This is a genomic window from Lachnoclostridium sp. An196 (assembly GCF_002160135.1).
Taxonomy (GTDB): Bacteria; Bacillota; Clostridia; order Lachnospirales; family Lachnospiraceae; genus Hominiventricola; species Hominiventricola avistercoris.
Window position 1 is genome coordinate 214,392 of record NZ_NFJZ01000001.1, and the last position, 13,181, is coordinate 227,572.

The following is a 13,181-nucleotide window of genomic DNA, read 5'->3' on the forward strand; positions in this document are numbered from 1 at the left end:
AGAAGACAGGCGGAGCCGCCTGTAAAACGGAGGAATATCAATATGGTAAGAGCTATTGTAGGAGCCAACTGGGGAGACGAAGGAAAGGGCAAGATCACAGATATGCTTGGCCAGGATTCCGATATCATCATCCGGTTCCAGGGAGGCGCCAACGCGGGACACACGATCGTGAACAACTACGGAAAATTTGCGCTGCACACGCTGCCGTCCGGCGTGTTCTACAGCCACACGGTCAATATCATCGGAAACGGCGTAGCCTTAAATATTCCGGTGATGGTGAAAGAACTTCAGGGTATCGTGGAGAGGGGCGTTCCCACACCGAAGATCCTTGTGTCCGACCGTGCCCAGATCGTGATGTCTTATCATATTTTACTGGATAAACTGGAGGAGGAGCGTCTGGCGGGCAAGTCTTTCGGCTCCACCAAGTCCGGTATCGCGCCCTTCTATTCGGACAAATACGCGAAGATCGGATTCCAGGTCAGCGAACTGTTCATGGATGAAGCAGAGCTGAAGGAGAAGATCGGCAGAGTAATTACTCAGAAAAACGTCCTGATCGAACACCTCTACCATGCTCCGGCGCTGAAGGTGGAGGATATCTATGAAGAACTGATGGAGTACCGCCGGATGATCGAGCCGTATGTATGCGATGTGTCCGGCTATCTGGACAAGGCGCTGAAAGAAGGCAGAAATATCCTGCTGGAAGGCCAGCTGGGGACTCTGAAAGACCCGGATCACGGGATCTATCCCATGGTGACTTCTTCTTCCACGCTGGCTGCTTACGGAGCTATCGGAGCAGGCATCCCGCCCTATGAGATCAAACAGATCATCGCCGTGTGCAAAGCATATTCCAGCGCGGTGGGAGCAGGCGCTTTTGTCAGCGAGATCTTCGGAGACGAGGCGGACGAGCTGAGAAAACGAGGCGGAGACGGCGGAGAGTACGGCGCCACCACCGGACGTCCGAGACGTATGGGATGGTTCGACTGTGTGGCTTCCAAGTACGGATGCCGCCTGCAGGGAGCCACCGATGTGGCGTTTACGGTACTGGATGTGCTGGGCTACCTGGATGAGATCCCGGTCTGCGTAGGTTACGAGATCGACGGAGAAGTGACCACCGAGTTCCCGACCACCCGTCTGCTGGAGAAGGCAAAGCCTGTTTATAAGAAGTTTCCCGGATGGAAATGCGACATCCGCGGTATCCGCAAATATGAGGACCTGCCGGAGAACTGCCGGAATTATGTGGAATTTATCGAGGAGCAGATCGGATATCCGATCACGATGGTATCCAACGGTCCGGGAAGAGACGATATCATCTTCCGTGACAGAAAATGATCCGCAATATCATCTTTGACATCGGGAATGTGCTGGTGGATTTCTGCTGGCGGGATCACATCCGTTCCTGCGGCTACACCGGAGAGACTGCCGGACGCCTGGGCGCCGCCATGATGCAGAGCGCGGCATGGCGCGAGATGGACCGGGGCGTATGGCCGGAAGAAGAGGTGCTGGCTGCTTTTATCCGGAATGATCCGGCACTGGAGAAAGAGATCCGCCGTGTATATGAGAATCTGGGTACGCTGATCCGGGAATATCCCGGTACAAGACGCTGGATCCGGGAATTGAAGGACCGGGGATACCGGGTCTTCTATCTCTCTAATTTTCCGGCGAAGGTAGAACGGGACGCGGGAGATAAAATGTCTTTTCTGGCGGAGATGGATGGAGGAATCCTGTCGCACCGGGTAAAAAAGATCAAACCGGACTCCGGCATATACCTTCTGCTGCTGGAACAATACGGACTGAAAGCGGAGGAGTCGGTGTTCCTTGACGACTCTCCGGCCAATGTGGAGACTGCCCGGAAACTGGGTATGCAGGGAATCGCGGTAAGGGATCAGGCACAGGCGGAAGAGGAACTGAAGAGGCTTTTGGAGGAACAGACAGAATGAGAGATCTTGTGGATGTGCATACACATACGATTGCAAGCGGACATGCCTACAATACCATGATGGAGATGATCCGTGCGGCGCAGGAAAAAGAGCTGGAAGTATTCGGAATCACAGAACATGCTCCGCAGATGCCGGGAAGCTGTCAGCTGATCTATTTTCATAATCTGAGAGTGGTACCCAGGCAGCATGGGAATCTGGAACTGCTTCTGGGGATCGAACTGAATATCCTGGACGAGAAGGGAACCGTGGACATGAGCCAGGAAGATCTGGCGCAGATGGATCTGACCATCGCCAGTCTGCATATCCCCTGTATCAAACCGGGAAGCCGGGAGTGGAATACGGAGTGTGTGGTGAACGCCATCCGGAATCCGCTCATCAATATCATCGGTCACCCGGATGACAGCCGCTATCCGCTGGACAACGAGGCGATCGTCCAGGCGGCGAAGGAACATCATACACTGCTGGAGATCAACAACAATTCTCTGAATCCCAACGGCTACCGTCAGAATGCCCGGGGCAATGATATCGAGATCCTGAATCTCTGCAAAAAATACCGCACTCCGGTGATCATGGGCAGCGACGCGCATTTCTTCACGGATGTGCGCAATCATGAAAGAATCTATCCGCTTCTGGAGGAGACAGATTTCCCGGAGGAGCTGGTGATCAATACCGATAGGGGAAAGATCCGGGAATATATAAATAAATACAGATAAGAGCGCGGGACTGGACTTTACAATTTTAGTGTGTTAAAATACTAAAAGACGTAAATATAAGGGGATACAGAATATATGAATAAAAAGATTCACAATGAGGCAACCGATGGACTTTTCCGCGCCATATTGAGTCTTCAGTCCATGGAAGAGTGCTATCAGTTCTTTGAAGATGTATGTACGATCAATGAGATACAGTCCATGTCTCAGCGTTTTGAGGTGGCCAGGCTGCTGAGAGAAAAACAGACGTATCAGGAGATCGCCGATAAGACCGGCGCTTCCACTGCCACCATCAGCCGTGTGAACCGTTCGTTGAATTATGGGAATGACGGTTATGACATGGTTTTCCGGAGGACGGAGGAAGAGTAAAAAGGAGCCGTACAGGAACCCGGGTTCGGGAGCTGTACGGCTCTTTCACTCTTTGTGGTGTTTTTTCGTATCATTTTTCTGGGGAAGCTGGTCAATCAGCTTTTCGATCACCTGCTTTTTTACGTAAACGTCAAAGCTGAGCAGACAGATGAAAGAAAAGATCTGCAGAAACTGCCGGTCTTCCTCGCCGGCCTCCGGGAACAGATCGGACGCCAGTTTATATTTCCGGATCACTTCCTCTTTCAGATATTCTACTTCATTTTTCTCCAGACTGAACACTTCTTCGTAAATATCCTGCATGCTCAGAGAATTATCCGTATGGAAGAAACGCTCCGTCAGAGGCGCCAGCAGGCGCTCGATGTCTCCAATGGACAGAATCCCCTTGTAATAATAGATATAAATCAAAAGAAGAATATGCTCTTTGGAATACTTCTTGCGGTCAGGCGGCGGGAGCAGATGATTCTTGGCATAGTTGTTGATCATGGTCTTGGTCAGGATCTTGTCCTCCGGATAGCGTTTGGAGGACTGCAGATGTTCTTCCATGAACGTGGTCACCTGATCCATATACAGATCTATATTCGGAATCTCCTGCGGCCTGATATAATCGATCCGGTCCAGGCTGGTGAGTATGCTGCTCAGGATGTCCTGCGGGTCTATCGTCATATTTATCACCTCATCACCCATTATATAGTATTCAAAACTACATAACAAGTATTTTTTTCTATGTGACAAAAAATCCGCCTGCCGCGGCGACGCGCAGCAGACGGACCTTCAAAGGGGAGGATAAGTATTCAATTTATCTTTTGTTTAGTTATATTATGACCGGTTTGGAAGAAGTTATACACAAAAAATTATTGGACTTTTAAGAAAGGTATGATACTTTATATATAGTATTTGCAACTGTTCAGGACGGAGGGAAATATCTATGGAATGGCAGAAACTGCTCTGCCCGGACCGGATCCGGGCGTACCGCGGCCGCCCCGGATCCGGGGATCTGCGGACGGAATTTGAAAAAGATTATCACAGAATCATCGGGAGCGCGTCGTTCCGCAGGCTTCAGGATAAGACGCAGGTATTTCCCCTGGACCGCAGCGATTTTATCCGAACCAGGCTGACCCACTCGCTGGAGGTGTCTTCCTTCGCGAAATCTCTGGGACAGAATATTTCGGAAGAGATCCTGAGAAATATCAAGGATCCGCAGTTTTTTGCTTCCTATAAGGCGGATATCTGCGATATCCTGCAATGCGCGGGACTTCTGCACGATATCGGGAACCCGCCATTCGGGCATTTCGGAGAGACTGCCATCCGGGACTGGTTCCGCAGGAAAATGCCGGAGCTCAGATGGAAGGGCAGGCCGCTGACCGAAGTGCTGAATCCGCAGATGCAGGAGGATTTCTATCAGTTTGAGGGCAATACCCAGGCTCTCCGGCTGGTGACGAAGCTGCATTATCTGGTGGATGAACACGGTATGAATCTGACCAAAGGACTTCTGGGCGCCATCATCAAGTACCCGGTATCTTCGCTGGAGATCGACAAAAAGAGCGGCGATATCCGTACAAAGAAGATGGGATATTTTTACGCGGACCGGGAAGTGTTTCAGGAGATCCAGGAGAGCACAGGGACCTTCGGAAAACGTCATCCGCTGGCGTTCGTGCTGGAAGCGGCGGACGACATCGCCTACCGGACGGCGGATATTGAAGACGCGTTCAAGAAAGGGTGCATTACCTTCGAGCGGCTGGTGCAGGAACTGAAAGACTACTGTCCGGAGGAACAGGACGGGGATTATAAGGATATGGTGTCCCTTCTGGAACGGCGCAGAACCAGGGCGATCGAGAAAGGAATCACCCGGCCCGACGCCAACGCCGTACAGAACTGGACGGTCCAGGTCCAGGGAAAGATGATCCGCAGCGCAACAGCCGGTTTTGTCCGGCATTATGAGGAACTGATGGAAGGAACCTGTAAAAAGGAACTGCTGGACGGCATGCCGGGTACGCTGATGATGAGAGCTCTGGGAGATATCGCCTACCGTTACGCGTTCATCTCGGCTCCGATCCTGAAGCTGGAAGTCGGCGCGGACGCCATCTTCAGTTTCCTTCTGGAGCGTTTTGTGGACGCAGCGATCCGCTATGATTCGGACGAGCCCATGACGGCGGTGCAGGAGAAGCTGATGAGCCTCATCTCGGAAAATTACAGGGCTATCTACCATGTCTACGCAAAAGGGAAGGATGAGACAGAACGGCTGTATCTGCGGCTTTTGCTGATCACGGATGAGATCTGCGGCATGACGGACAGTTATGCGAAAGAGATGTATCAGGAGCTTGGCGGGATTAAATAGAGTCTGCTGCCAGATATTCTGCCAGAATAAAAATAAATTGAGAACAGGACGGCCGTTTTTCCAGCGGACATCCTGCGATCCGGGACAGCTGCTCCGGATGTGATTTCCAGACCAGGTCGACAACTGTGCGGATATTGCGTTCCACGGCGGACCAGGATGTGTGGAAATATTCCGCCACATCCGGATAGAGCCATTTGGTCACCAGCAGAAGCCGGCGCGGTTCTCCAATAGTGAGAAATACGGCGTAAGCGGTGTGAAAAAATCCGGTATAACTGGAGGACGCGCCCATCTGCTGCAGAAGCGCGTAGATTTTCCAAAGCGTATGTGCGTCAGGCTGCATCGTGGTTGTCCTCCTTGTCAATCAGCTTCCGAAGACTCCGGAGAAGATCCAGCACGTCGTCTTCAGGCAAAATGAGAAGGAAGAATGCGAAGGTGGCCGCAGAGAAGCCATATTTCCCGCGTTCCAGATCGATGTAAGACCGCGGTGAAATGCGAAGTTTTTCAGCCATGCGTTCCTGGGAGCACTGCAAAGTAAGTCGATAGCTGTGTACACGGACCATGAGAAAATCTTTCAACAGTGACTGATACTGATGCATGATGAAAACCCCTTATTCCGACAGATTCTATGAAAATTTTACTGGAAATGGAAGAATTTACCATGAGGCGCACCTCAGGATATCTTATATATAACGTGGGAAAATGTCGAAAATGACAGAGAAATGGTCAAATAATCAGAAAACAAAAAAAGCAGCCCGTTTTAAACAGACTGCTTTTTGCGCGCTCTATATTTCGGTTTTACAGGACTATTTTCAGATAACGGTGCAGCGCGTCCTGCCAGGTGGGCAGAGGCGTGAATCCGTTGGCGGTCAGCTTGCTCTTGTCCAGACGGGAATTAAAAGGCCGTCTGGCCTTGGACTCGCCATATTCTTCCGTGGTGACCGGAGTCACGGTAACGGCGTTGTATTCCGGGTGTCCCAACTCCGCAGCCTGGCGGAAGATCTCCACAGTGAAATCATACCAGCTGATATAGCCGCCTTCGTTGGTGGCGTGATAATATCCGTATTTGTCCGTCTCGATCATGTCCACCAGAAGCCGCGCCAGGTCGTACGTGTAGGTAGGAGTGCCGATCTGGTCGTTGACAACCCGCAGATGATCGTGGGTTTTGCCCAGATTCAGCATAGTCTTGATAAAATTCTTTCCGTTGACGCCGAAGACCCAGGCGATACGTACGATGAAATATTTCTCCAGATTGGAGGAAACAGCCAGTTCTCCTTCCAGCTTGGTCTGACCGTATACGTTCAGCGGCTTATAATCTTTGCAGTCCGGCTGCCAGGCCTCTGTTCCCTGGCCGTCAAATACATAGTCGGTGGACAGGTAAACCATCTTGCAGTCCAGCTTTTTGCAGGCTAGAGCGATATTTTCAGTCCCTGCGGCGTTGACCTGACGTACTTTCTCTACCTTGTCGTCGTCTTCCGCCATGTCCACAGCCGTCCATGCGGCGCAGTGCACAACCACGTCGGGACGCAGATCTGAAAGGATCTGATCCACGGAAGCCCGGTCCGTGATATCCAGGGGCACATAAGGCATCTGCGTCACAGCGGTGCCGTCCTGAATACCGCTGTATACAGGTGCGATATCGGAACCGATTCCTTCATATCCTCTTCCGGCCAGCTCGTTCATCACGTCATGTCCCAGCTGTCCGCCCACACCGGTTACAAATATTTTCATTTTGTGATTCCTCCTTCTGCTTAACGGTTGCCATACATTTTCTCATAATAATTCTGGTATTCTCCGGAGATGATGGTCTCCCACCAGTCCTTGTGCTCCAGATACCACTTGATCGTTTTCTTGATGCCGTCTTCAAATCTGGTCTCCGGCAGCCATCCCAGTTCATTGTGAATCTTGGTGGGATCGATGGCATAGCGCATGTCGTGGCCTTTGCGGTCCGCGACAAAGGTGATCAGGCTCTCCGGTTTGCCAAGCTCCTTGCAGATCAGCTTCACGATATCGATATTTCTCATCTCGTTGTGGCCGCCCACGTTGTATACTTCACCCACGCGTCCTTTGTGAATGATCAGGTCGATGGCCTTGCAATGATCTTCCACATAGAGCCAGTCGCGGACGTTCTCACCTTTTCCGTATACCGGAAGAGGCTTGTCGTTCAGCGCGTTTGCGATCATCAGCGGGATCAGTTTCTCCGGGAAGTGGTAAGGGCCGTAGTTGTTGGAACAGCGGCTGATGGTCACAGGCAGACCGTAGGTGCGGTGGTATGCCAGCACCAGAAGGTCCGCGCCTGCCTTGCTGGAAGAGTACGGGCTGGACGTATGGATCGGCGTCTCTTCGGTGAAAAACAGATCCGGGCGGTCCAGAGGCAGATCGCCGTAGACCTCGTCGGTGGACACCTGATGGTAGCGTTCAATGCCGTATTTGCGGCAGGCGTCCATGAGGACGGAAGTGCCGATGATATTGGTGGTCAGGAAGATCTCCGGATTCTCGATGGAACGGTCTACATGGCTCTCCGCTGCGAAATTGACCACCATATCCGGATGTTCTTCCTCAAACAGACGGTATACGGCGTCACGGTCCGTGATGCTTTCTTTTACGAAACGGAAGTTGGGGTTGTCCATGACCGGTGCCAGCGTGGACAGATTGCCCGCATAGGTCAGGCAGTCCAGACATATGATCCGGTAGTCCGGATATTTGTCCAGCATGTGGAAAATAAAATTGCTTCCGATGAAACCGGCTCCGCCGGTCACGATAATGGTTTTCTTGCTCATGATTTTCTCCTTTTCCCTGTGATTCTCTTAAGTCGCCCGGATGTACCGGTATCGTCAAAACTCGTCGTTGCCCCTATTATAGAAGGTGACGTTAGGTCACCTTCAAGGGGGATTTTAAATTTTCCTGAAATTGATGGGGATATTTACAGAAAAAGGTTCACACCCGGCATAAAAAGACGCCGGCGTCTTTGGTAATATGGAATCCTCCGGCGGTCTGCTTTTCCACAAAGGTACGGAAGTCTTTATAGCGGTCCAGAAGATACTGGTTCTGATTGCCATGGCAGGACAGGATGTATTCGATCAGCGGTTCTGCCCGGTCCAGTTCGATGGAATCTTCATAACGGAGCAGCTGCACGTCGGAAAAGTACGGACTCAGCAGCGCCCGGCCGTTTTCCAGGCCGAAGCGGTTGTATAATTTCTCGGCAGACAGCACGATGCGGCTGTCAAAACGCCGTACCAGATCGCTGATCTCCTGCATATGGCGGGAACCGTAGGTGCTGCAGAGAAAGAGCCCGTCTTCTCCCAGGACACGGCGGACCTCGGAAAAGACGGCCAGCAGATCCTCACAATAGAAAAGCACATGATTGGCGATCACCCGGTCAAAAGACCGGTCCGCGCAGGGGATCTTTTCACAGCCGAATACCTGAAAAGAAAACCGCGGATCCTCCTGGCTCAGGCTGCGTCTGGCGTCTCTGAGCATGCCTTCCGAGATATCCGAGAGCAGAATGTGTATCTGCGCGGGAAGCCGGGAAATATTTTCCTTCCACAGGGTTCCGTCCCCGCAGCCCAGCTCCAGGACCTGTAAGCCGTCCCTGATCCGGCACTGGTCGAAGATCCACGGAAACCAGCCGCAGGCATTCGAAGAGTAGTCCCGGTGCAGGCGAATCCGCGCCGAGATATTGGTGGCGCTCTGGTACTGGGTCTTCAGACTTTTCTCCATGCCGGTCAGGTGGATCAGTTCCAGCATCTGGCTCCAGTCCACCTGGCGCTCCTGCTCCAGGGCGTTCACCGTGTCCTCAATGGCGCTCTCCACCAGCTGCATCTGCTCGATCCGGTCCTGTACCAGCCTTTTCTGGAGATTCAGCGAATTTTTCAGGAAATGATAATCGGTATCGCCGATGGTCATCTCGCGGATATCGTCCAGGGAAAATCCCAGGTATTTAAACAGCAGGATCTGCTGAAGTCTCGCAAGATCCGAGCCCGTGTAAAAACGCGCGCCGGAAGGCGACACATAGGACGGTTTCAGAATATTCTGTTTGTCGTAAAAACGGATCGTCCGGACAGATACGCCTGCCATGCGGGCGAACTGGCCGGAAGAGTAGTAGCCGGGAAGATGCATGGTAAATCCTTTCTGTGAAAGCTGCGTCTGAAGTTATTTTACACCTAAAAAAAATGTATGTACAGATGGTTAAAAGACAAAAATATTCTCCAAAAATGAAATTTTGCGGAGTTTAAAGGTTTATTTGCGCGTCTGGTAAGTTATGCTATAATGACAAACAGGAATGTATCAATTGTGGCTTGAATATGGGAGAAGTCAGGGATAAAAGGGGACCAGATATGAGTTATGATCTGAAAAAAATAGAATGTGTTTTAGAAGTTGCGGATCAGATAATAAAGGAAAATCCGGATTTGCTGCAGAAAACGACAGATGAGATTTTTGATGATCTGGATGACGGGACTCAAGAGATGAGACGCAACCGCTGGGGTGTCATGGCACGAGCCGCGATGACCCGGTTAACTGGAACCGACATAGACATAAAGGAGATTCTTTCCTTTCTATATACTATAAAAGGAAATAATCTGTTATGCGAATATATCGGATATATTCTCCAGAGTGAGGTTAATATAAGCCTGCTGGAACTGCAGATAGAGGCACATAAAGAAGCGGCAGACAAGAAGATCCTGCCGTTTGTAGTGCGTTTTATCGAATATGAAAAAAGCTGCCGAATGGGAATGTTGGATATTATTCTGGAGATTATACAGGCGATTAGAGACGATACAGAGGCGTATCAGTTCGTCCAGAATTATGCGAAGCTGGTTGTCAGAGACGTAAAAGAATCAGAAGTGATCCGGAGATATATTGCAGATTATTCTGAGGCGCTAGACCAGCTGGCAGTTCAGATCGGCGTTGTGCTGTTTCGTAAAAGGCCGGAAGACGCTGAACAATGGACGGACGTTTTGCTGCATGAATTGTCCGACCACTGCAAACGGATGGGAATCTGTTTCCTGTACAGAAGTACTTTTTATGGTTACGCTCTGTTTGAAAAACATTTTTCTTATATAGAGTCCAGTCTTTGTCAAAATGAACAATTTTGGGAGGGACTGATTCCTGTTTATATTCGGTATTTGTCCGATCATCCTGATGGTATATACAGAGACCAGGTAAAAGGCCGACTGATGCAGTGCAAAGACGGAAGCCAGGCGCAAAAGAGGATTTGCATTCAGGAACTGAAATATTGTGATTGTGATTCTGGATTTCGGGACGGTAGTGACGTGATCGAACAGCTGATCAGCACACCATTTGGGATCGATAATAAGATGCTGAACGACCTGGATTACTATTTTAAATGGAAAGCGCAGCGGGACTGTGCAGGTGTACTGAAACAGCTGTATCGTTTGTATAAGGAAAATAAATATGCGCTTGACCATCAGTTCCTGGAAGCGCTGCCTCAGACATGTATGATATTTCGGAATGAATCTGAGGGAATCACAGGATACTGGTATGATCGGCTGATCCATGGAGATAAATATGAATTCTATTTTTCGATTGAGATTTTTCAGAAAATACTGCCGTTAGATCAACTTGAATCCTTTTTGGAATTGCAGGAACTTGTCAGAAGTGAGATGCTGCTGGGCATGGAAGGAATCCTGCTTTTTACGCCCGACGAGAATAAAATCGCAGATCTGGCATTTCTCCTGGCTGATAAGATAAAAGATAATGAGTTATATTTTGAGTTCTGCAAAGAAAAGATCTATTCGAATTATTCTTCCGTATTGACGGAAAAAGCCAAGAGCTATGCCGCATCCAGCAATTTGTACAGAGCGGAACTGGCAGAGAAAATCCTTGCATATGATCAGGAATATAAGAGAAAAATGCAGAAAGGTTATGAGGACAAGGATTATCGGATCAATGAGGACAGGTACAGGAAATATCAGACCGCGATGGCGGAGCAAAACAGAAAAATACAGGAAGAAGCCAGAGAGGGATCTTTTTTTGGAAGATACTTTCCAGACAGGAAAATGAAATATGGAAGAAAAATTGCCTTTGTCCAGACTGTTCAGAAAGGCGAGCTAAAATATCAGGTGAACGCATATGCGGAGTTTCGTTATTCTATGGAATTACCCAGAAAATTCCTCAATTATCCGGTAGAATTTGTCTATATGAAACTGGATTATCTGCAAAGGAGAGAAAATGAGGTTAATCGTTAAGGAATATATTTTGCAGTTAAAAGAGAAAGATGAGTTGGATACTTTGTTGAGCCAGATATTTGAAGAAAAAGGGTATGCGGCCGTCAGCCAGCCCAGGACCGGGAACAGGCAGTATGGGGTGGATATACAGCTTCACAATAAAGAAGAACTTATATTTCTTGTTATAAAACAGGGAGATATAGACCGGAAAGTATGGGATGGCGACACAAATGCGGTGAGGCAGAGCTTGGATGAGATAAAAGATGTGATGATAAACAATCTGACATTAAGGGACAGAAGCAGGCGGATAAGAATTGTGGTGGCGTCCAACGGACATCTGGACGAGTCTGTCAAATTAAACTGGAATAACTACGTAAATAATAACAGAGTCTGGGGAGATCTGAATATAGAAATCGGATTTATGGGGATAGACGATATTGTTCAGGAAGTCCTTGGGTGTTTTTTCAACGAATATCTGTTTGATAAAAAACTTCACAGCCTGTTGAGAAAAGCACTGTACTTCATAGATGAAAGTACATACAGACGCTGGTATTATGAAAAAATCGTAAACAGTATTATGGAAAATATCGAAAAGGCCGGAGGCGACAGAAAAAGATTTTATAAATTGTGTGCCACATTATATCTATCCAGCCAGATGATAGCGCAATACGCGTACCAGGAGGGGATCACCAGGATTGGAATCATGGTTTCCGAGTACGTGCTGATCCGGTACTGGAAATATTTCGCAGGCAGCCAGTCGCTGGAAAAGGGGAAAAATGTTGAATGGCTGATAAAGTTTTGCCATTCATATGAAAAATGGAATGATTTGTACTGGGAGAAAGCGGAACAGGTAGCCTGCGGGGATGTGATACTGCCCAATTATAACGTTGCAGAAAACAGAGTCTTGCTGTATGAACTGCTGGGGAACCTGGCTTCCTATGCCAATTATCTGCTGGACTTCAATTTTCAAAAGTCCATGCGGATTTTAAATACGATTGTGCATATTATGAATCAATATAGTTATTACGTATATCCTCCATATGATTCCAGTATAGGTGTAATGATCATGATATACAGATTGTTAAACAAAAATGGACGTATCGATGAGCTGAAGCTGGTTATGAAGGAACAATGCCATACTTTGATGAATTATTACAGACTGTATCGAAGATATCCGGCACAGACCGACAGTTTTGACGAAGCCGTTGCCATTGAAATGAACAATACATCTGAGAAATATGAAGTATCCGGTTTCTGGGGATACTGCCTGCTGCTGATATACCGTTTCGATGATAAAGAATTGTATGATATGCTGCGGAATTTCCTGGCTGAAGATTTGAAAGACGTCTGTAAATGTGTGTGGTTCCTGCGAAGTGCAGAAGAAGAGCTGTTTTATGAACCTGGAGCGATGAACCTGGCGGGTGAAGGGGTGGAAGTGACTGTGGAAGATAATTATCCGGATTTTTGCAGGAAAGTCGGGTTTATCCTGGACCAGTATAAAGAGGAACGATTTACATTCGACGAATACTCATTCTCCGGACTGGAAACAATTATTTGCCATTATTATGAATATGTGCCAAGAGTCTGATGATAATGTTATCTGAGCGAAGCAGCTCCGGAAGCTATCGCCGATGCAATAAAGCAA

General features: G+C 48.8%; 13 protein-coding genes. 7 read left to right on the plus strand and 6 right to left on the minus strand.

Annotated elements, in window-relative coordinates:
* Window positions 1–42: 42 nt before the first annotated feature.
* From B5F29_RS00985 to B5F29_RS01000, 4 genes are all read left to right on the plus strand, one after another.
* Entirely contained in the window at window positions 43–1,329 is a 1,287-nt protein-coding gene (locus B5F29_RS00985) for an adenylosuccinate synthase (RefSeq protein ID WP_087152806.1), read from the plus strand.
* Window positions 1,326–1,937 (plus strand): HAD family hydrolase, encoded by a 612-nt coding sequence (locus B5F29_RS00990; RefSeq protein ID WP_087152807.1) that lies wholly within the window; start codon window positions 1,326–1,328, stop codon window positions 1,935–1,937. Before B5F29_RS00985 ends, B5F29_RS00990 begins: the two co-directional genes overlap by 4 nt.
* The gene (locus tag B5F29_RS00995) at window positions 1,934–2,650 is read left to right on the plus strand and encodes a phosphatase (protein ID WP_087152808.1); all 717 of its coding nucleotides are present in this window, start codon (window positions 1,934–1,936) and stop codon (window positions 2,648–2,650) included. The genes B5F29_RS00990 and B5F29_RS00995 overlap by 4 nt, the downstream gene beginning before the upstream one ends.
* A 75-nt stretch (window positions 2,651–2,725) precedes the next feature.
* The gene (locus B5F29_RS01000) at window positions 2,726–3,016 is read left to right on the plus strand and encodes a YerC/YecD family TrpR-related protein (protein ID WP_087152809.1); all 291 of its coding nucleotides are present in this window, start codon (window positions 2,726–2,728) and stop codon (window positions 3,014–3,016) included.
* A 45-nt stretch (window positions 3,017–3,061) separates the two neighbouring features.
* Here B5F29_RS01000 and B5F29_RS01005 read toward each other — a convergent pair whose 3' ends face one another.
* Window positions 3,062–3,679 carry a DUF1836 domain-containing protein gene (locus tag B5F29_RS01005; protein WP_087152810.1) on the minus strand — a complete coding sequence of 206 codons (618 nt, stop codon included), beginning with the start codon at window positions 3,677–3,679 and terminating at the stop codon, window positions 3,062–3,064.
* A 262-nt stretch (window positions 3,680–3,941) separates the two neighbouring features.
* On the opposite strand from B5F29_RS01005, the gene B5F29_RS01010 reads away from it, so the two are divergent.
* Window positions 3,942–5,351, plus strand: coding sequence for a deoxyguanosinetriphosphate triphosphohydrolase (locus B5F29_RS01010; RefSeq protein WP_087152811.1), 1,410 nt, complete (start codon window positions 3,942–3,944; stop codon window positions 5,349–5,351).
* Here B5F29_RS01010 and B5F29_RS01015 read toward each other — a convergent pair.
* The 5 genes from B5F29_RS01015 to B5F29_RS01035 all read right to left on the minus strand — a co-directional run bounded on the left by B5F29_RS01015 (window position 5,344) and on the right by B5F29_RS01035 (window position 9,467).
* Window positions 5,344–5,691, minus strand: coding sequence for a sporulation initiation factor Spo0A C-terminal domain-containing protein (locus tag B5F29_RS01015; protein WP_087152812.1), 348 nt, complete (start codon window positions 5,689–5,691; stop codon window positions 5,344–5,346). The genes B5F29_RS01010 and B5F29_RS01015 overlap by 8 nt on opposite strands.
* Window positions 5,681–5,947: a helix-turn-helix domain-containing protein gene (locus tag B5F29_RS01020; RefSeq protein WP_087152813.1), complete on the minus strand. Its 267-nt coding sequence runs from the start codon at window positions 5,945–5,947 to the stop codon at window positions 5,681–5,683. Before B5F29_RS01020 ends, B5F29_RS01015 begins: the two co-directional genes overlap by 11 nt.
* A gap of 199 nt (window positions 5,948–6,146) precedes the next feature.
* On the minus strand, window positions 6,147–7,079 hold the full coding sequence (gene rfbD / locus B5F29_RS01025) for a dTDP-4-dehydrorhamnose reductase (protein ID WP_087152814.1): 933 nt from the start codon (window positions 7,077–7,079) through the stop codon (window positions 6,147–6,149).
* 20 nt (window positions 7,080–7,099) lie between these two features.
* Entirely contained in the window at window positions 7,100–8,128 is a 1,029-nt protein-coding gene (gene rfbB / locus B5F29_RS01030) for a dTDP-glucose 4,6-dehydratase (protein ID WP_087152815.1), read from the minus strand.
* Between the two features lie 157 nt (window positions 8,129–8,285).
* Window positions 8,286–9,467 carry a MerR family transcriptional regulator gene (locus tag B5F29_RS01035; protein WP_087152816.1) on the minus strand — a complete coding sequence of 394 codons (1,182 nt, stop codon included), beginning with the start codon at window positions 9,465–9,467 and terminating at the stop codon, window positions 8,286–8,288.
* 218 nt (window positions 9,468–9,685) lie between these two features.
* Here B5F29_RS01035 and B5F29_RS01040 point away from each other — a divergent pair, with 218 nt between their 5' ends.
* Both B5F29_RS01040 and B5F29_RS01045 read left to right on the plus strand, forming a co-directional pair.
* Window positions 9,686–11,557, plus strand: coding sequence for a hypothetical protein (locus B5F29_RS01040; RefSeq protein WP_087152817.1), 1,872 nt, complete (start codon window positions 9,686–9,688; stop codon window positions 11,555–11,557).
* Window positions 11,541–13,124: a hypothetical protein gene (locus B5F29_RS01045; protein ID WP_087152818.1), complete on the plus strand. Its 1,584-nt coding sequence runs from the start codon at window positions 11,541–11,543 to the stop codon at window positions 13,122–13,124. Before B5F29_RS01040 ends, B5F29_RS01045 begins: the two co-directional genes overlap by 17 nt.
* The last annotated feature ends 57 nt before the right edge of the window (window positions 13,125–13,181 follow it).